Below are 20,491 nucleotides of genomic sequence, written 5' to 3' on the forward strand. Positions count from 1 at the left end.
ATACTAAAGGTTAATAAAATAATAGATATTTCTGCTTTTAAAAATCTATTAACTGAGTAAAATTAAGTGTATTTTAAACAAATAACTCATATAAATGTATCATTAATAAACACATATTAGAGTTAATTATCAAAAATAAAACTTGATTTAAAAATTTCTGTTGCATCAATTAGAGATTTTATAATCTATAATTACGTTTATTATAATCTACAGAAATTGTGTATTTAAAATATTATATCTTATTAACCTTAAAATAGGCATATATATTTTAGCAAAATTTATAAAAAATTGCAAAAAAATAAAACCTAAAAAGTTTAGGTTTTATTTTTTAACTTTATTTTGGACTACATAATTCCCGGCATTCCGCCACCCATTGGCATTTGAGGTTCGTCTTTTTTAATTTCTACTACTGCTGATTCTGTTGTAAGAAGTATTGCTGCTATTGATGCCGCATTTTGTAATGCTGAACGTGTAACCTTAGTAGGATCTATTATTCCTGCTGCTATCATATCTACATATTTTTCATTCAACGCATCAAAACCTTCATTAGTTGATGATTTCTTAACATTTTCTACAATTACTGCACCTTCCAAACCTGCATTTGTAGCTATTTGTTTCAACGGTTCTTGAAGTGCTTTTGCAACTATTTGCATTCCTGTTTTTTCTTCTGCTGTTTCTTTTTCTACTTCTTTTTCTACAGCTTTCATAGCTTCTATTAGAGCCGTACCTCCACCTGCAACTATTCCTTCTTCTACTGCTGCTCTTGTTGCATTAAGTGCATCTTCCATTCTTAATTTTTTCTCTTTAAGTTCTGTTTCTGTTGCTGCTCCTACTTCTATTACTGCAACACCACCTGATAATTTTGCTAATCTTTCTTGTAATTTTTCCTTATCGAATTCTGAAGTTGTATCTTCTATTTGTCTTTTTATTTGTTCAACTCTTTCAACTATTTTATCTTGAGCTCCTGCTCCATCAACTATTGTAGTATTTTCTTTTGTAACCTTTACAGTAGCAGCTTTTCCTAATTGTTCAAGCGAAGTTTCTTTTATGTCAAATCCTAACTCGTCTGATATTACTTGTCCACCTGTAAGTATTGCTATATCTTGTAGCATTTCTTTTCTTCTGTCGCCAAATCCCGGTGCTTTAACCGCTACTACATCAAATGTTCCTCTCAACTTATTTACTACAAGTGTTGATAGTGCTTCTCCTTCAACATCTTCAGCTATTATTACAAGTTTTCTGCCTTGTTGTACTATTTGCTCAAGTATAGGCAGTATATCTTGTATTGAGCTTATTTTTCTATCTGTTATTAGTATATACGGATCTTGTAAAACTGCTTCCATTTTTTCAACATCTGTTGCCATATATGCTGATACATATCCTCTATCAAATTGCATACCTTCAACTACATTAAGGTTTGTACCCATAGATTTTGATTCTTCTACTGTTATTACTCCGTCTTTTCCTACTTTTTCCATAGCATCTGCTATAAGTTGGCCTATTTGTTCATCACCTGCTGATATTGCTGCTACTTGTGCTATTGATTCTTTATTTTCTACTGTTTTTGAATTTTTCTTTAAAGTTTCCACTGCAATATCTACAGCCTTATTTATACCTTTTCTAAGTAGTATAGGGTTAGAACCGGCAGCTACGTTTTTTAATCCTTCTCTTACTATTGCTTGAGCAAGAACAGTTGCAGTAGTAGTTCCGTCTCCTGCTATATCGTTAGTTTTTGTAGCAACTTCTTTTACAAGCTCGCTACCCATATTTTCGTAAGCATCTTCCAATTCTATTTCTTTGGCTATTGTAACACCGTCATTAGTTATAAGCGGTGCTCCGAAACTTTTTTGTAGTATTACATTTCTTCCTTTAGGCCCAAGTGTAACTTTTACTGTGTCAGCTAATTTATTGACACCTCTTTCCAATGATTTTCTTGCCTCTTCTGAAAATTTAATTTCTTTTGCCATTTATATTACCTCCGAATTATTCTTGTAAATTAATCTGTAAAACTTTATTATCTACATTTGAAATATATTTTTCTTTTTTATATATTTTTTTACATAAGTTTCAAAACTCATCAATCAATACTTCTGTATCTGTAATACTTTTATAAAATAAACAAACCATTGCAATAAATTATATTATTCAACTACTGCAAGTATGTCATTTTGTCTTAATATTGTATATTCTTGTCCGTCTATCTTTACTTCTGTACCTGCATATTTAGAAAATAATACTTTGTCACCTTTTTTAACTTCCATTTTTATTTCTTTTCCATCAATCACTCCGCCTGGTCCTACTTCTACTACCTCAGCCTCTTGTGGTTGCTCTTTAGCGCTTCCTGTTAATATTATTCCTCCCTTAGTCTTTTCCTCAGCCTCTAATCTTTTTATTACTACTCTGTCAGCCAATGGTCTTATTTTCATTATTAATTGCCTCCTATATAAATATAAATAATTAACCTTTTTATGTTAGCACTCAATTAATACGAGTGCTAACCACATATATTATTATATAACAAAAAAATTTTTTTGCAATAGTTTTTTATAATAAATATTAAATTTTTTATATACCTAAATTGCATTAACAAATACACAATTTTTTCTATAAGATATTCTAATTTATAATTTTTAAAATATTCTTAATAATTTTAATTATATAATCATTTTAAATATTTATACTTTTATTCTCTTTATAAATTTTGATATTTTAAATTATCATTAAACAAATAGCGGTATATGTTGTATTTACAAAATATAATTAACAGAAAAAATAAAATTATCTTTTGTAAAAATTTTATATATTTTTTGTAAAAAATATACTTAACTTTTTTAGTAAAAAATACTTGATTGTGCTTAATAAATTTAATATAATAGTAACTATAGCAATTTTTATTTTATAAAATTGTAATTTTAATGATTTTATGGAAGGTAAATAATTATATGTATGAAAATATTAAAAAAACTGAATTCAGTAATATTTCTGAAAATAACGATGATTCTCTGAATAGTTTTTTTCTTAAATACCCTGACTTTTCTTTCATTCATAATATGCTTCCTTGTGGAATATTCCGCTGCAAAAATGATAAAGATCTCACTCTTACATATATGAATGACGGTTTTTTGAGATTGACTGAATATACACGCGAAGAATTAATTAGATTATACAACAACAGTTTTGCAAGTATAATATATTCCGAAGATTTACAAAACGTTGTAACAGAATCTATGAATATTAAACCTTCAAGCATAGATATAGATATGGAATTTAGAATTATAACTAAATCAGGCAAACTTGTATGGGTACTAAGCAAAGGTATGATATGTCAATGTTCCAGTAATGAATATGAATATTGCAGTGCGCTTGTAGATATAACTTATCAAAAAAAAGCTATGCGTTTGCTTACGAAAAAAGCCGAACATGACGGACTTACAAATCTATACAACAGAGTTACTACTCAAATTCTTATATATAATTATTTAAAATATGAAGTAGATAACTCAAAAGCGGTATTTTTTATCCTTGATATTGATAATTTTAAAACAATAAATGACACATATGGTCATCCTTATGCTGATACCATATTAGTAGATATAGCCAAATCTCTACGCTCCTTATACAGAAGTACTGACATATTGTGTAGAGTCGGCGGAGATGAAATGATTGTATTTCTTAAAGATATTCAATCTAAAGATATAGCTATGGATAAAGCCAATGATTTAATAAAATCAATCGCTGAAATTTCAAAAAGGCGTTCTACAGGCTTACCGATAACTTGCAGTATAGGTGTATCACTATATCCAAATGACGGAAAAACTTTTGATGACCTATATAAAAAAGCTGACACAGCTTTATATTATGCCAAAGAAGAAGGAAAAGGACAAATATTTTTTTACGATGCTCTACCAAAAACATATCACTATTTGAATGCTGAAACTAAACATACACATATAGATTCAAAGAATATGGAGCCTGAAACTGAGGGAGATTGGCTACTTTGGTATTCGTTCAATCTTTTAAACGATTCTGATGATATACCCGGTGCCATAAATTTGATATTATCATTACTCGGTCAAAAAACCGGAGTAGACAGAGTATATATATTTGAATATGCAGAAAATCACACGAGGTTTAGAAACACGTTTGAATGGTGTAATGAAGGTATAGACTCTGAAATGGAAAATCTTCAAGCTCTTACTATTGATAGTGTAAAAGCTATATTCGATAAGTTTGATGAAACAAACGGCCTATTATATTGTAAAGATATTGAAGAATTTTATCCTGATCCTATATACTATGTATTAAAACCTCAAAATATAACCTCCGTACTCCAATGTGAGCTTAAAAACGGCGGTCAAAGATTCGGTATGCTCGGCTTCGATGAATGTCACGGCAAAAAATATTGGAGTTTAAAATTAGTGGACTTGCTGATAAAATTTTCCCATCTTATAAGTGTATATCTTTCAAATTACAGACTAAAACAATATATACAAATGGAAGGCAATTCAAGATTCCCTTCATTATAATGATAAAAGACTGCTGTCAATATTTATTGATAACAGTCTTTTATTTTGCAAAATCTTATTATCAAATTTTAAATTTACCATATTTCAATATCTTAAAAAATTTTCTCATATCATCAATTATATTATTATTTTTATGCTTGTTCATAAATTCCTCAAGTAAATATTAATCTATCTAAAAAATTTTAAAAATTTCCTAAATAATTCCTGTAATCATCATACTCATATATAATCTGCACGCTTTGTACAACTGCTCTATTTTTATACATTCATTTTCTCTATGGACTACGCTCAAATCTCCCGGTCCTATTATTACTGGTATAAGCGAGTTTTTTATAAGCACACTTGCATCTGTTGAGCCTGCAAATATGTCAAGTTCGCATTTTTCGTTTATACTATCTAATCCTTTTTTTACCAATCTTATCAAATTATTCTCTTCACTTGTATGCCAAGAATGACGCTCGTCTATTATCTCATAGCTTGCGTCAAAATCCGGCACTTCACTTTTCACCTCTTGTATGAGTTCTTCCAATTTTTGCCATACTTCACTTGTTTCGTGTCCTACAGAAAGTCTTGCGTCTACTGTAAATGTACATTTATCCGGTACTACTTGAGGCTCTACTCCTGCATTTATTGCAAGTGTTCTCCAAAATGAGCTTCCGTTTTCATCTGATGAATACTCGTCAAAATTAGTATTTTTTATTTTTTCTATAAGTCTTATAGCAAGATATATAGCATTTTCTCCAACACCTGCTTGTGAACCGTGAGCAGTTTTGCCTTTTACATATACATCTGCCCAAGTTCTCCCCTTTCCTTTGTTACATATTTTCAAATCAGTAGGCTCACAAACTACAAGATATTTCGCATCTGATATGAGCTTTGAATTTAATAGTGCTTTTGAGCCTTTCATATAGTTTTCTTCGTCTATTGTAGCTACTAAGATAATATCGTTTGGAGGAATAATATTATTTCTTTTAAGTACAATCATAGCGTATATCGCTGAAATAAGCCCGCTTTTCATATCACTGCTACCTCTTCCGTACAAAAAACCCTCTTTTATAGTAGCTGAAAAAGGCTCGTAATTCCATCTTTTCATCTCTTCATCAGATACCGGCACAACATCTATATGCCCTGTAAAAATTATGCTGTTTTCATTTGATTTGCCTCTTATTCTTGCAACTATGTCATATCTGTCCTCTTCCACAATTATTTTCTCATATTCTATATCATTTATTTTGAGTAAATTCTCCACATATTCGCACATCTTTTTCTCTTTTCCTGGTGGATTTATGCTCGGTATCTTCACAGCATTCGCAAATATATCAAGCAGTTCTTTATCATTTATTAAATCAAAATATTTTTTCATCTTCCTACTTCCTTTTATGTATTATTAATTTACGATAATAAAAAATAATTATCAGCTGAATCACAACTCTAAAATTATAAAAATCTCAATATATTTTACAGCAGAGTTAATTCCTTATAATTATTTTTTGATAACTTACTACAGTTATTATAGTTCATAAATTTTTAAAAATAAAGCAAAATGTTATAAAATGTAATTTTCATCAAAAATATTATAAATTTATGATATAATATTATAGATTTATTTTACAAAAATTTTATTAGAATTTTAAAACACTATATTTTATAAATATTTTAACAATATACTTTATTATATATTTATGAAATTTTCATATACACTGACTCGAAAGGAAATAAAATGTACGAAAAATATATAAAAACACTCGAATTTGACAATATTAAATCCATACTGCACAGCTATGCCGTATCTGATGGAGCTAAAAAAATGATTGACTCTCTTATGCCGTCAGCTAAAAAAGAAATCATAAGCTTGTATCAAAAACAGACCAGCGAGGCACAAAGTATAATCCTCACAAGAGGCTCCATACCATTTGGTGCAATATACGATATAAGATTGCTGTCAAGAAAAGCGCAAATAGGCTCTGTTTTAGACGCAAAATCATTACTTAAAATAGGCGATACTCTAAGAACCGCAAGAATTTCCAAAGCATATGTAGAACAGTTCAATGATATACCTGTCATACGTTCACTATCAGAAGAAATAAACATATTTAAACATATAGAAGATGAAATAGAAAGATCAATCTTATCCGAAACGGAAATATCGGATGATGCAAGTGCAGATTTAAGGAGAATAAGAAGACAGATAAACAGCGAAAAACAAAACATAAAAAACAAATTAAATGAGTTTGTAAGCTCATCAAAATATTCAAAAATACTACAAGACTCTGTAGTTACAATGCGTAACGAAAGATTTGTAGTGCCTGTAAAATCTGAAAACCGAGCTGATTTTCCGGGAATAGTTCACGATACCTCATCATCAGGGGCAACAATGTTTATAGAGCCTATGGCTATAGTGAATATGAACAATCGCCTATCTACTCTCAAACAGGAAGAACACAAAGAAATAGAAAGAATACTCGCATATCTTACTTCATTGGTAGGAGAATATTGTGAAGATATATCACATAACTGTGATATACTCGAACAGCTTGACTTTATTATGGCAAAAGGCAAATTATCCGTAGAGATGAATGCTATAGAACCTAAAATAAACGACAGAAAATATATCAAGCTAATAAATGCAAGACACCCACTCATAGAAAAAGACAAAGTTGTAAGCTCCACAATAATACTTGGAGGAGAATACTCCACGCTAATAATAACAGGGCCTAATACAGGTGGTAAGACTGTTACACTCAAAACTCTCGGACTTTGCTCACTTATGTTTCAAGCAGGGCTACACATACCTTGTGATTTGGAAAGTACAATTTGCATATTTGACAATGTGTTTGCAGATATAGGAGATGAACAAAGTATACAACAGAGCCTTTCAACATTTTCTGCACATATGACAAATATCGTCTATATAATGGATAATGTTGGCAACAATTCATTGGTGTTATTTGATGAACTCGGTGCAGGAACAGATCCTATAGAAGGAGCAGGACTTGCAGTATCCATACTTGAAAAACTTAAAAGCAAAAATATTTTGACTGTAGCAACCACACATTACAGTGAGCTTAAAAATTATGCACTTACACAAGAAAATGTTACAAATGCGTCAGTAGAATTTGACATAAACACATTATCACCAACATACAAACTCTTAATCGGTGTGCCCGGAAAATCAAACGCATTTGAAATATCAAAAAAATTAGGCTTATCTGAAGAAATAATAAATAGTGCAAAAGAACATATAAAAACAGACTCCATACAAATGGAAGATGTAATTTCAAAACTGGAAAAAATAAGAACGGATTATGAAAAAAAACAAGAAGAACTCCAAAAAGAATTGGAAGATGTAAAATATATACGCTTAAAACTGGAAAATAAAGAACAAAGACAAAAAGAACAAAATAAAAAATTAATTGAAGATGCAAAAGAAAAAGCGAGAAAACTAATCGAAGATGCAAAATCGGAAGCCGATATAATATCCAAAAATTTAAACAAAATAAAAAACTCCTCCGACTACAAAAATATTGACAGACAGATGAACGAGCTAAAGACAAATATCAACAAATACAAAGAAAAATACGCAAAATCAAAAGAAGAATTGATTGCAAAAAGCTCAAAACCGCTTGAAAATATAAATGTAGGTGATATAGTCTATGTAAACAGCTTTGCAAAAAATGCAAAAGTATTGTCAGTGGATGATGCAAAAGACGAGGTACTTATAGAACTTGGCGCTATAAAAATGACCGTAAAAAAAGAAAACTTATCAACTCAAGAAAAAATTAAAGAGAAAAAATCTACAAAAGCCGGAAAAATATTGACAAATAAGACAAAAACAGCACAAACCTCAGTAGATTTGAGAGGTATGGATTTGGAAACAGCCATACTTGAAGTAGATAAATACATCGACAACTCATATCTTGCCGGTCTGTCAGAAGTGACAATAATACATGGTGTAGGTACACTGGTATTAAAGAAAGGAATTCAGTCATACCTAAAAAAACATAAACATATAAAATCATTCCGTGACGGACAGTATGGAGAGGGGGGAATGGGTGTAACCGTAGCAACTTTAAAATAATTTTGCTCTACACCTAAAAGATGAACATATATGCTATAGCAGACCTTCACCTGTCATCCGACGGTTCGAAATCTATGGAAAAATTCGGTTGGACAGATCACGAAAACAAGATATGGCAAGATTGGAATAATAAAGTACAAGATGATGATATAGTCATCATAGCAGGCGATATATCTTGGGCTTTGAAGTTAGACGACGGCTTAAAAGATCTCGAAAAAATTGCAAATCAAAAAGGCAAAAAAATACTAATTAAAGGTAATCACGATTTTTGGTGGACATCAATCAAAAAATTGGAAAACTTTAACAATAATATGTTTTTTATTCAAAACAACATCTATGAAACAAATGACTATGTATTTTGCGGTACAAGAGGTTGGACTTGTCCAAATAGCGAACATTTCAGTGAACAAGACAAAAAACTCTACGAAAGAGAAGCTATAAGACTTCAAACAGCAATATCCCTTGCTAAATCCACTCAAAAAGAAATAATATTGATACTTCATTACCCGCCTACAAATGAAAAAAAAGAACGCTCAAAATTTGTAGACTTGATTGAAGAAAATAATATAAAAACTGTAATCTATGGTCATCTGCATGGAAGTCAAAGCTTTGATTTAAGTTATAAAGAAATTGTAAATAACGTACACTACCATTTGGTATCTTGCGATTATTTGAATTTCAAATTGAAAAAAATATTCTAAAATAACAGGAGATATAATGGGAAAATTAATTTTTAGATACGGTACTATGAACTCCGGAAAATCGCTCAATCTACTTGGTGTAAACTATAATTACACACAAAACAATAAAAATGTTTTTATACTAAAACCGGCAATCGACACAAGAGACATAGGAATAATAAAAACGAGATTGTCCGACGATTTGTCAGTTTTAGCCACTTTAATCCATAAAGATGATAATATTGCCGATATGGTGCTGAAAAAAGAAAAAGACGATGATAAAAAAATAGATGTTATATTGGTAGATGAATCACAGTTTTTGACAAAACATCACGCAAAACAACTGTCAATATTAGCTTATAAACACGATAAATTAGTTATGTGCTACGGTCTTAAAATAGACTTTCTCGGCAATCCGTTTGAAGGCTCTGCACATCTTATAGCACATTCAAGCAACTTGGAAGAAATAAAGACAATATGCGAAATGTGTGGAGATAGAAAAGCCATATTTCATTTACTGTACATAGACGGTAAACTCCTCACAAATGCTGAAAGCGGTACAGTTATAGAAACAGACGACACAAAATATATGCAAGTATGCGGAAAGTGCTACAACAAAGCTCTTAAAGATGCAGAAAATCAATAAATAATATTCATCATTTATTTTATATCATTATAAAAGACTGCCACTAATATATTATACTAAAATCCAATTAAACTAAGATATTCTCAAATATATCGAAAAATTTCTATTTTTAATGGATAGTAGTATTATTATATATTAATGACAGCCTTTTTTATTTTTATGCTATCGGTGTATATTCTTGCGGTATTTTTCTACTTATAGTAGGAAAAAATTTGCTTGATGCCTTTATCTTTTCTTCATTAAGCCTTATCGCTACAAATGATATTATCAAAAATACAAATGCTGAAATTACACTTGCAAGTACGTTTTCTTTAAACAATACATAATATCCGAGCATTACTCCAAAAAGCATAGAAATAAGCGGTATTCCATAAATTATAAATGCTGCAAGAAGTATATTAGGAGTTTCCATATCAAGCTCTACTATATCTTTTTCACTTGCATTTACAGTGTTCGATACAGTAAGCTCTATAAATTTTTTATTCTCCATACCCATACTGCAAGCTGTACAAGTACCACAAGCACTTGAACGATTTACTCTCACTATTGCATTTTTTCCTTCTATTCTTATGACTTCTCCGAGCTCTTTCATGGTCTTTTCCTTTCTAAGCACTATACTCTTTATGAAAAATATATTGTAATGAGCTTTGAAACAATGGTTTTTATTACATTATACTAAACATCGTTACAAATTATAAAATCTCTAAAATTTATCTCAATTTTATTCCGAGTTCTTCCAATGCTTTCTCATCTGCCATAGCAGGCGCTGATGTTAATGGACAAATTGCATTTTGATTTTTAGGAAATGCTATTACATCTCTTATTGATTCTTCTTTTGCAAGCAACATTATAAATCTGTCAAGCCCCAATGCTATACCACCATGAGGAGGTGTACCGTATTTGAATGCCTCTAATAAAAATCCGAACTTATCCCAAGCAGATTCTGTCGAAAATCCTAAGCACTCAAACATTTTTTCCTGAACTTTGCTGTCGTGTATTCTTATACTTCCCCCACCTAATTCTATGCCGTTAAGCACTATATCATAGGCTTTTGCTCTCACATTTTCCCTGTCTGTGTCAAGCAACTGCAAATCTTCGTCCATAGGCATTGTAAACGGATGGTGCATTGCTACATATCTTTGTTCTTCTTCATCGTATTCAAATTGAGGAAACTCAGTTACAAACAACAATTTGTAATCATCAGATTTCAACATATCAAGTTGCTTTGCAACCTCTATTCTTAAATGTCCCAAAGCATCGAAAACAACTTTGTTTTTATCTGCAACAAACAATATCAAATCGCCCTCTTTAGCTTCCATTCTTGTAAGAATTTCGCCCATTTTTTCTTCACTCATGAATTTTGCAATAGGAGAATTAATACCGTCTTTTGTAAATTTTATATAAGCAAGCCCTTTAGCTCCATATGTCTTTGCTACATCTTCCAATTTTGTTATGGCTTTTCTTGAAAACTTGTCCTCAAAACCATTTACATTTATTGCTCTTACTGATGATTTTTCAGTATTTGCTGCATTTTCAAATACTGAAAATCCACAATTTTTAACTATATCTGATAAATCTTTAATCTCAAAACCAAATCTTATATCAGGCTTATCTGAACCGAATCTTTCCATAGCTTCTTTATATGTCATTCTTTGAAGTGGCAATTTCACATCTACATCAAGCACTTCTTTGAATATTTTTTGAACCATTTCTTCAGTAACGCTCATAACATCTTCCGGTTCAACAAAAGACATCTCACAGTCTATTTGTGTAAATTCAGGCTGTCTGTCCGCTCTCAAATCTTCATCTCTGAAACATCTTGCAACTTGGAAATATCTGTCGAATCCTGATACCATCAACAATTGTTTGAATAATTGAGGTGATTGAGGAAGTGCATAAAACTTTCCATTGTTAACTCTACTTGGTACCAAATAATCTCTTGCACCCTCTGGAGTCGGCTTGTTCAATATAGGTGTTTCTATCTCTATAAATCCCTTTTCTGTTAAAAAGTTTCTTATTAATTGTGTAACTTTATGTCTTAAAAATAAATTGCCTTGCATCTTAGCCTTTCTAAGATCCAAATATCTGTATTTCAATCTCAAACTTTCAGATGCGTCATCATCATCTTTGATATATATAGGTGGAGTTTGCGAAATATTTAATATCAATAAATTAGTAGCAAACACCTCAATATCTCCCGTAGGCAATTCTTTATTTTTAGAGCTTCTCTCTCTTACTGTTCCTTCAACAGCTATTACATATTCGCTTCCTAAAGTTTCAGCTTTTTTGTATATCTCTTCACTTGTGTTTTCATCAAACACTACTTGGCATAGACCGCTTCTGTCTCTTACATCTGTAAATATTAATGCTCCCAAATTTCTTGATCTTTGCACCCATCCCATAAGTACAACTTTTTCGCCGACATCGGACATTCTGAGTGTTCCACAGTATGACGTTCTTTTCAATCCGTTTAATTTATCCATTATTTTCTCCTTTATGTTATAAAAATATTTTTTGTCCTATATAAATTTTCAATTACACTTATAATTATTCCAAATAATATCAAATAATTATAAAATATAATTTTATTTGCGAATACTTTATATATATTATCAATTTTTTAAACGAAATTAGTCTTATGTTCTATATCAATACCATTATTTAATTAAAACATACTTACATTTTATATTTTTAGCTTATAAATTGCAATAGTAAATGACATTTTTCAAAAAAATAAATTTTTTCTTGACATTTTATTTTATAAATAATAAAATATGTAGCATACAACATAATTTATGTAGCAACCTACATAAATTATTGCTTATAAAACTTAGCATTATACACGGTTTCTACTTAAAGGAGATGAGGAGTTGCATAAAAAAAATGATATAGTACGACTGATAAAAATATTGAACATAAGTATAGAAAAAAGGGTAAACAATGATTTCAAAAAAATGAATCTAACCATGCAGCAGATAAAAATACTATTATATTTAAAAGAAAGAGAAAAAGATACTACTGAAATTACAACCCAAAAAGATATACAAAACTTACTTGGAGTAACTCATCCAACAACAATTTCTATAATAAAATCTTTAGAGCAGAAAAAATTTATAACAAGCAAACACTCTGAAATTGACAGGCGTCTTAAAACACTTCACCTTACAGAAAATGCATATGAAATGACCCAGTCAATAGTAAAAGGAAAAATAAATTTTGATAATGATTTATTGCGAGGAATAGAAAAAAATGAGCTGAATGCTTGTATAAAATGTATGAAAATATAAATAAATAATAATTTATAAAATTTAAAATAATATAAAAAGGAGTTAATAAGATGTTGTCATTGTTAAAATCTTTAAGAGAGTACAAAAAAGAGGCAATACTTGCACCTTTTTTTGTATCGCTCGAAGTTTTTCTTGAAATCTTCATACCATATCTTATGGCTAACATAATTGATATAGGCATAAAAAATTCCAACCTTCCTTATGTAATAAAATTAGGCATTGTATTGCTTGTTATGGCAGGATTTTCACTATTTTTCGGTATACTTGCCGGAAGATATGCTGCAATATCCGGAGCCGGACTTAGCAAAAATATAAGACACGACATATTCTATAATGTGCAAAATTTTTCTTTCAAAAACATAGATAAATTTTCCTCATCAAGTCTTGTTACAAGACTGACTACCGACATATCTAATGTGCAAATGGCTTATATGATGGGAGTTCGTACAGTTGCAAGAAGCCCTATAATGATAATAATGGCTCTTATAATGTCAATGAGAATAAACCTTAAAATATCTTTGATTTTCTTGATAAGCGTACCAATATTAGGAATCGTACTGATTTCTATTGCAAAATTGGCTCACCCGTACTTTATAAAAGTTTTTAAAAATTATGACGTTTTAAATAATACAGTTTCAGAAAATATTAATGCTCAAAGAGTTGTAAAATCATTTGTACGAGAAGATTATGAAAACCAAAAATTCAAAAATCTATCAAAAAATATATATGATTTATTCATAAAAGCCGAATTACTTGTAGCATCAGTATTACCTGCTACACAAGTTGTAATATATACTGTAATAATATTAATTTTGTTAAACGGAGGAACAAGTATCATAGTAGGAGATATGACAACAGGTCAACTGACAAGCATAATAGTCTATGCCTTACAAATACTAACATCTGTTATAACATTGTCAATAGTTTTTATATTGATGATAATAGCCGAAAGTTCAATAGAAAGAATAAATGAAGTATTGAATGAAAAAACTACCATGGAAAATCCTAAAAATGGAGAAAAATTTGTAAAAGACGGAAGTATAGAGTTTAAAGATGTATCATTCAGTTATAGCGACAATATGCAACATCTTTCACTCAAGAATATAAATTTAAAAATAGAAAGTGGACAAACAATCGGTATAATAGGTGCAACAGGCAGTTCCAAATCCACACTTGTTCATTTAATACCAAGACTATATGATGTAACACAAGGTGAAATACTTGTAGGTGGCGTAAATGTAAAAAACTATGATTTGGAAAAACTCAGAGATAGCGTATCTATGGTATTGCAAAAAAATACACTTTTCACAGGAACTATTGCCGAAAATATAAAATGGGGTAATGAAAACGCAAGTATGCAGGAAGTGGAAAATGTATGTAAAATGGCATGTGCAGATGAATTTATAAACGAATTTCCCAATAAATATGATGAGCAGATATACGAAGGCGGAAACAACGTATCAGGAGGGCAAAAGCAAAGACTGTGCATAGCAAGAGCTCTCCTTAAAAACCCTAAGATACTAATATTAGACGATTCTACAAGTGCAGTTGACACAAAAACTGATGCAAGAATAAGACAAGCCTTCACAGAGGATTTAAAAGACACTACAAAGATAATAATAGCTCAAAGAATATCATCTGTAGAAAATTCAGATAAAATAATAGTGCTTGATGACGGAAAAGTTGTAGGATATGATACACCTGAAAATTTGTTAAAAAATAATACAATATATAAAGAAACATATGAAGCACAAAAAAAAGGAGGTGTTATAGATGAAAACTAAAGACAATTCACAAAACACACTAAAAAGATTAATAAACTATATATTAAAAGATCATAAAGCAGGTTTTATAGTAGTATTCATCTGTATACTCATAAGTGCAATAGGTTCAACGGCAGTAGCCTTTTCTTTCAAAATATTGCTTGATGGCTATATAGTTCCCCTATCACAACAAATCACACCTGACTATACAAATTTTTATAAAGCATTGATGATACTTGGCACAGTTTTTTTGACAGGTATCACTGCAAGTTTCATATACAACAGACTTATGGCAAAAATAGGTCAAAATATATTAAAAAAACTTAGAGATGATATGTTCTCACATATGCAAAATTTGCCTATAAGTTATTTTGACAAAAATACAAACGGCTCTATAATGAGTTTATATACAAATGACACAGACACGCTAAGACAGATGATAAATCAAGCAATACCTCAAATATTACAATCCATATTTACAATAATAGTAACTGTGATATCAATGATTATATTAAGCCCTATTTTGACAGTTGCAGCAGGTATTATGGTGATAATAATGTTTTTTGTTGTTAGAAAAATGACAGGTATAAGCGGTAAATTTTTTGGATATCAACAAAAAAATATAGCAAGCATAACCGGATTTATAGAAGAAAGAATTACAGGTCAAAGAGTTGTAAAAATATTCAATCATGAAGAAAAATCAAAGCAAGAATTTGACGAATTAAATGAAAAGTTATTTGAAAGCGCAAAAACTGCAAATATCTATGTAAACAATATACCACCTGTTATCTCCAATATAGGCAACATAACTTTCGTTATAACGGCTGTATTCGGTGCAATATTATCTATAAACAACATAGGCAACATAACAATAGGCGTACTTGTATCATATCTCCAATTCTCTAAAAGTTTTACACAACCATTTATGCAAATAGCACAACAATTAAATTCAGTAGTGTTGGCATTAGCCGGTACACAAAGAATATTTGAACTGTTGGATGAACAAGTAGAACAGGATGAAGGTTATGTTACACTTGTAGATATAGAAAAAGACGAAAAAAACGGAATAATACCCGTTCCATACAAAACAGGTATGTGGGGCTGGAAACACCCTCACAGCGACGGACGTGTAACATATGAAGAATTAAAAGGCGATATAAAAATATTTGATATGGATTTCAGCTATGTAGAAGGCAAAAAAGTATTACAAAATATATCATTATATGCAAAACCCGGTCAAAAAATAGCCTTTGTAGGTGCAACAGGTGCAGGCAAAACTACTATAACAAACCTTATAAACAGATTTTATGACATAGATGACGGCAAAATAAGATATGATGATATAAATATCAACAAGATAAAAAAAGAAAGTCTTAGACGCTCACTCGGAGTGGTATTACAAGATACCAAACTATTTACAGGAACTATTGCAGAAAATATAAGATACGGTAAATTGGACGCAACAGACGAAGAAGTAATAAATGCTGCAAAATTAGCTCAAGCAGACGGTTTTATAAATATGCTTTCAGATGGATATAACACAGTAATATCAGGCTCAGGAGAAGAATTATCTCAAGGTCAAAAACAATTAATATCAATAGCAAGAGCAGCCATCTCCAATCCGCCTGTACTGATATTGGACGAAGCAACATCAAATATAGACACGAGAACAGAAGCAATTGTTCAAAAAGGTATGGATAATTTAATGAAAGGCAGAACGGTTTTTGTAATAGCACATAGACTTTCAACAATCAAAAACAGCGATGCAATAATGGTACTTGATTATGGAAGAATAATAGAACGTGGCGACCACGAAGAACTTATCGCTCAAAAAGGCGAATACTACAAACTATATACAGGTAAAACAGAATTAGACTAAAGGCAAAAAGTGTACTGCAAATAAATGCAAGTACACTTTTCTTGTATTCAAAGCATTATCATAAAACTTATACTGATACTGAACACTAATTAAAAATTTACTATAATTATACAACTGAAAAATTATATTTTTTTATTTCATGTTTACAATATAAGTGCAACACTAAACGAAGTAAATATATAAAATTTAGAAATTTTATATTTTGTAACAAAAGTTAATTGACTATATAAGTAAATATAACTGCAAAATCACTAAAAAATTTTATAAAATCAAAACTAATACAGCTTTAAATCAAAAAATTATGATATAATGAAAAAATATATATTTGATTTATAAACTTATATATTTTTTTACATATAAATCAAGTAATTTCATCTCGAAAAATCTGCTTAATATACTTTAAATTAAAATAAACTGCGAAATCTAATCATATAAGGAAAGAGAGGATAAATAATTGGCAAATCAAAACATTCAATCTGTTGAACCGAATATTGCAGACATAATAAACACACAGCTTAAAAGCTATAATTTAGACTACAAGTTGGAGCAGGAAAGTTTAAACGATGAAATAGATAAAGCACTAAGTGAATATCTCTCCAAAAGTGGAGGAAAAGGCGGTAACAGACCGGATGCAAAACTACTTCTTCAAGACAAAAACTTGAATTATTATCCTATACTTATCGAATACAAAGGCTATAAGGATAAACTCGTCAAATTCGATATAAACGGACAAGTAGAAAATAACACATCAAAAAACGAACCGCATTACAAAAATATATCCTCCTATGCAGTAAACGGCGCAATACATTATGCAAACGCAATTTTGCATTATACGAGTTACACAGATGTTATCGCAATAGGAGTTACAGGATATAAAGAAGATACATCAGGCGAAATTAAATACTCTATCGGTGTATATTACGTATCAAAAAGCAACTTCGGCTTAGGACAGGAAGTAGATAAGTTCACAGATTTATCATTTTTAAAGAAAAATAACTTTGACGATTTTATAAAAACTGTAAAAGAGCTTTCACTTACCCAAGATGAAATCGAAAAATTAAAAGAAAAAAAGAAAAAGAAATCAATGCAAGTCTTGTTGCACTTAATAACGACATATACAAAAACGAAAAAGGTTTAGGAGAAAATGACAGAGTTTATCTCGTTGCAGCCTCTATCATAGCAACACTCGGCATACCCGGAAAAGTAAGCCCCCTTGAAAAATCAGACTTAAAATCCAAACAGGAGCAAGAAGAAAAAGACGGAGATATAATCATAAGAAAAATAAAGTCATTTTTAAATTATAAAAACTTACCCGAAACAAAAAAAGATTTGATTGTAAGAACACTTCAAAACACATTATTAACGGATAATATAAACAAAGCCGTAAACGGAGAAAGCCAATTAAAAAGAGTATTTTCAAAAATAGTAGATGACCTCGGAATATATTATAAAATAGGACTTACAACAGACTTTACAGGCAAGTTGTTCAATGAAATGTACTCTTGGCTCGGCTTTACACAAGACAAATTAAACGACGTGGTATTAACCCCCTCTTACGTTGCAACCCTGCTTGTAAAACTCGCAAGAGTAAATAAAGACTCCTATGTATGGGACTTTGCCACAGGCTCGGCGGGACTGCTCGTTGCGGCAATGAATGAAATGTTGATAGATGCAAAAGAAAAAATAAAATCACCGCAGGAATTGGGACAAAAGACGATAAAAATAAAAGCCGAACAGCTGCTCGGACTTGAAGTGTTATCAAGCATATATATGCTTGCAGTACTTAATATGATTTTAATGGGCGACGGAAGCTCAAACATATTAAATAAAGACTCACTTAATGACTTTGACGGAAACTATACGGATGAAAACGAAAAATTTCCCGCAAACGCATTTATCCTAAACCCGCCCTATTCTTCAAAAGGAAACGGAATGATATTTGTAGAAAAAGCACTTTCAATGATGAGCGGAGGTTACGCCGCAATAATCATACAAAGCTCCGCAGGTTCAGGAAAAGCAGCAGATTATAACAAAAAAATATTAGAAAACAACACACTCATTGCAAGCATAAAAATGCCCATAGACTTATTTGTCGGAAAATCAAACGTGCAGACAAATATATATGTATTTAGAGTAGGAGAGCCGCATCAAAACGACGACATCGTAAAATTCATAGATTTTTCAAACGACGGCTATACAAGAACCAACAGAAAAAAATCAAGTATCAATCTCAAAGATACGGATAATGCAAAACAGAGGTATCAGGAGATAGTAGACCTCGTGCGTTTCGGAAAAAATAAGTTAAACATATTTACTGAAAAAGAATACTACGAAGGACATATAGACACACAAAACGGAGCTGACTGGAATCAGTCCTCGCCCGTTGATACGATACCAAAATTAGACAATTTTAAAAAAACGGTATCATCCTATCTGGCATTTGAAGTTGCAAACATATTAAAAAGACAAAACGAGGCGAATGACAGCTTGGGAAAATAAATGCCTCACTTGACGAAAAATTATCACAAGTTGAGTGGGGCGAATATAAAATTGAATATTTATTCGATAGTAGTAATGGAGATTTTGATATTCAAAAAACTCATATTAACGGAAAAGGTGAATATGTAATCACAGCAGGATTAAAAGAAAACGGTATATTAGGAAAAAGTGATATAGCAGCAAAAGTGTTTGATGAAAAAACTATTACTGTTGATATGTTCGGGAATGTATTTTATAGAAATTTTAAATATAAAATGGTTACACACGCAAGGGTATTTTCTTTAAAACCAAAAATTTCATTTAATGAACATATAGGAATATTTATTTCGAGTGCTTTTCATTTTCTTAGCAAAAATTTCGGATATGAAAATATGTGTTCTTGGTCAAAAATCAAAGATGATATAATAAAACTCCCTACAAAAAACGGAGATATTGATTTTGATTTTATAAGCAATTTTATTGCTGAGCTTGAGGCTCAGCGAGTAGCTGAGCTTGAGGCTTATCTGCTCTCTTGCGGCTTACACGACTACGAACTGAATCAAGAAGAGAAAAAAGCCCTCCAAGATTTTGATACTCTTAAATGGAAAGAATTCGACGTTATAAATATTTTCAACGTAAAAAATACAAGAAATATATTATCATCACAAATTACATCTAACAACGGCAACACACCCTACTTATGTGCAAGCGGCGAAAACAATTCTGTATCGTCATATATAACCTACGATGAAAATTATATCGATAAAGGAAATTGTATCTTCATAGGTGGAAAGACATTTGTAGTATCATATCAAAAAGACGATTTTTATTCAAACGACAGTCATAATCTTGCCCTATATCTGAAAAATGAAAAAACTGTTACAAGAAACAATCAATTATATATGACTGCCTGCATAATAAAAGGATTGAGGCACAAATATTCTTGGGGCGACAGTGTCAGCAACAAAAAAATACAATCCGATACTTTCTTTCTCCCTGTCAAAGACTGTAACGACACTATCGACTATGAATATATGGAAATTTTAATATCAGCTATACAAAAGTCGATAATAAAAGACGTTGTCCTCTACGCCGATAAAAAAATAAAAGCAACAAAAGAAGTTATATTCAAAAAATGACAATATTTAATTTAT

15 protein-coding genes are annotated in these 20,491 nt (G+C 30.7%); 10 read left to right on the plus strand and 5 right to left on the minus strand.

The window, feature by feature from the left end; all coding sequences use genetic code 11:
- Positions 1-344: 344 nt before the first annotated feature.
- Both groL and groES read right to left on the minus strand, forming a co-directional pair.
- Entirely contained in the window at positions 345-1,967 is a 1,623-nt protein-coding gene (gene groL / locus HMPREF9629_RS05315; RefSeq protein WP_009525343.1) for a chaperonin GroEL, read from the minus strand.
- Positions 1,968-2,141: 174 nt separating this feature from the next.
- The gene (gene groES, locus HMPREF9629_RS05320; protein ID WP_009525344.1) at positions 2,142-2,426 is read right to left on the minus strand and encodes a co-chaperone GroES; all 285 of its coding nucleotides are present in this window, start codon (positions 2,424-2,426) and stop codon (positions 2,142-2,144) included.
- A gap of 516 nt (positions 2,427-2,942) precedes the next feature.
- On the opposite strand from groES, the gene HMPREF9629_RS05325 reads away from it, so the two are divergent.
- Positions 2,943-4,526, plus strand: coding sequence for a diguanylate cyclase domain-containing protein (locus HMPREF9629_RS05325; RefSeq protein WP_009525345.1), 1,584 nt, complete (start codon positions 2,943-2,945; stop codon positions 4,524-4,526).
- A gap of 193 nt (positions 4,527-4,719) precedes the next feature.
- Here the strand turns inward: HMPREF9629_RS05325 and HMPREF9629_RS05330 are convergent, their stop codons facing one another.
- A complete protein-coding gene (locus tag HMPREF9629_RS05330) occupies positions 4,720-5,889 on the minus strand; it encodes a M20 family metallopeptidase (RefSeq protein WP_009525346.1) in 1,170 nt (389 codons plus the stop codon).
- Positions 5,890-6,246: 357 nt separating this feature from the next.
- On the opposite strand from HMPREF9629_RS05330, the gene HMPREF9629_RS05335 reads away from it, so the two are divergent.
- From HMPREF9629_RS05335 to HMPREF9629_RS05345, 3 genes are read left to right on the plus strand one after another with little or no spacing between them, the layout of a single operon-like run.
- Positions 6,247-8,604 carry an endonuclease MutS2 gene (locus HMPREF9629_RS05335; protein ID WP_009525347.1) on the plus strand — a complete coding sequence of 786 codons (2,358 nt, stop codon included), beginning with the start codon at positions 6,247-6,249 and terminating at the stop codon, positions 8,602-8,604.
- A 20-nt stretch (positions 8,605-8,624) separates the two neighbouring features.
- A complete protein-coding gene (locus tag HMPREF9629_RS05340; protein WP_009525348.1) occupies positions 8,625-9,305 on the plus strand; it encodes a metallophosphoesterase in 681 nt (226 codons plus the stop codon).
- 16 nt (positions 9,306-9,321) lie between these two features.
- Positions 9,322-9,930 carry a thymidine kinase gene (locus HMPREF9629_RS05345; protein WP_009525349.1) on the plus strand — a complete coding sequence of 203 codons (609 nt, stop codon included), beginning with the start codon at positions 9,322-9,324 and terminating at the stop codon, positions 9,928-9,930.
- 157 nt (positions 9,931-10,087) lie between these two features.
- Here HMPREF9629_RS05345 and HMPREF9629_RS05350 read toward each other — a convergent pair whose 3' ends face one another.
- Both HMPREF9629_RS05350 and aspS read right to left on the minus strand, forming a co-directional pair.
- Positions 10,088-10,522, minus strand: coding sequence for a SoxR reducing system RseC family protein (locus HMPREF9629_RS05350; protein WP_009525350.1), 435 nt, complete (start codon positions 10,520-10,522; stop codon positions 10,088-10,090).
- 118 nt (positions 10,523-10,640) lie between these two features.
- Entirely contained in the window at positions 10,641-12,413 is a 1,773-nt protein-coding gene (gene aspS, locus HMPREF9629_RS05355) for an aspartate--tRNA ligase (RefSeq protein WP_009525351.1), read from the minus strand.
- Positions 12,414-12,800: 387 nt separating this feature from the next.
- On the opposite strand from aspS, the gene HMPREF9629_RS05360 reads away from it, so the two are divergent.
- The 6 genes from HMPREF9629_RS05360 to HMPREF9629_RS05380 all read left to right on the plus strand — a co-directional run bounded on the left by HMPREF9629_RS05360 (position 12,801) and on the right by HMPREF9629_RS05380 (position 20,476).
- The gene (locus HMPREF9629_RS05360; RefSeq protein ID WP_009525352.1) at positions 12,801-13,217 is read left to right on the plus strand and encodes a MarR family winged helix-turn-helix transcriptional regulator; all 417 of its coding nucleotides are present in this window, start codon (positions 12,801-12,803) and stop codon (positions 13,215-13,217) included.
- Positions 13,218-13,267: 50 nt separating this feature from the next.
- Positions 13,268-15,001, plus strand: coding sequence for an ABC transporter ATP-binding protein (locus HMPREF9629_RS05365; protein WP_009525353.1), 1,734 nt, complete (start codon positions 13,268-13,270; stop codon positions 14,999-15,001).
- Positions 14,991-16,859 carry an ABC transporter ATP-binding protein gene (locus HMPREF9629_RS05370; RefSeq protein WP_009525354.1) on the plus strand — a complete coding sequence of 623 codons (1,869 nt, stop codon included), beginning with the start codon at positions 14,991-14,993 and terminating at the stop codon, positions 16,857-16,859. The genes HMPREF9629_RS05365 and HMPREF9629_RS05370 overlap by 11 nt, the downstream gene beginning before the upstream one ends.
- A gap of 454 nt (positions 16,860-17,313) precedes the next feature.
- Complete coding sequence (locus tag HMPREF9629_RS12170; RefSeq protein ID WP_009525355.1) at positions 17,314-17,997, plus strand: VRR-NUC domain-containing protein; 684 nt, start codon at positions 17,314-17,316, stop codon at positions 17,995-17,997.
- Positions 17,998-18,188: 191 nt separating this feature from the next.
- On the plus strand, positions 18,189-19,358 hold the full coding sequence (locus tag HMPREF9629_RS12175; RefSeq protein WP_009525356.1) for an HsdM family class I SAM-dependent methyltransferase: 1,170 nt from the start codon (positions 18,189-18,191) through the stop codon (positions 19,356-19,358).
- The gene (locus HMPREF9629_RS05380; protein ID WP_040012682.1) at positions 19,355-20,476 is read left to right on the plus strand and encodes a restriction endonuclease subunit S; all 1,122 of its coding nucleotides are present in this window, start codon (positions 19,355-19,357) and stop codon (positions 20,474-20,476) included. The genes HMPREF9629_RS12175 and HMPREF9629_RS05380 overlap by 4 nt, the downstream gene beginning before the upstream one ends.
- Positions 20,477-20,491 lie beyond the last annotated feature (15 nt).

The organism is Peptoanaerobacter stomatis, from assembly GCF_000238115.1.
Classification (GTDB): Bacteria; Bacillota; Clostridia; order Peptostreptococcales; family Filifactoraceae; genus Peptoanaerobacter; species Peptoanaerobacter stomatis.

Bases quoted from the DNA above. Each gene is read 5' to 3' on its own strand.
- groL (WP_009525343.1), bottom strand. From the start codon at position 1,967: ATGGCAAAAGAAATTAAATTTTCAGAAGAGGCAAGAAAATCATTGGAA.
- groES (WP_009525344.1), bottom strand. From the start codon at position 2,426: ATGAAAATAAGACCATTGGCTGACAGAGTAGTAATAAAAAGATTAGAG.
- HMPREF9629_RS05325 (WP_009525345.1), top strand. From the start codon at position 2,943: ATGTATGAAAATATTAAAAAAACTGAATTCAGTAATATTTCTGAAAAT.
- HMPREF9629_RS05330 (WP_009525346.1), bottom strand. From the start codon at position 5,889: ATGAAAAAATATTTTGATTTAATAAATGATAAAGAACTGCTTGATATA.
- HMPREF9629_RS05335 (WP_009525347.1), top strand. From the start codon at position 6,247: ATGTACGAAAAATATATAAAAACACTCGAATTTGACAATATTAAATCC.
- HMPREF9629_RS05340 (WP_009525348.1), top strand. From the start codon at position 8,625: ATGAACATATATGCTATAGCAGACCTTCACCTGTCATCCGACGGTTCG.
- HMPREF9629_RS05345 (WP_009525349.1), top strand. From the start codon at position 9,322: ATGGGAAAATTAATTTTTAGATACGGTACTATGAACTCCGGAAAATCG.
- HMPREF9629_RS05350 (WP_009525350.1), bottom strand. From the start codon at position 10,522: ATGAAAGAGCTCGGAGAAGTCATAAGAATAGAAGGAAAAAATGCAATA.
- aspS (WP_009525351.1), bottom strand. From the start codon at position 12,413: ATGGATAAATTAAACGGATTGAAAAGAACGTCATACTGTGGAACACTC.
- HMPREF9629_RS05365 (WP_009525353.1), top strand. From the start codon at position 13,268: ATGTTGTCATTGTTAAAATCTTTAAGAGAGTACAAAAAAGAGGCAATA.
- HMPREF9629_RS05370 (WP_009525354.1), top strand. From the start codon at position 14,991: ATGAAAACTAAAGACAATTCACAAAACACACTAAAAAGATTAATAAAC.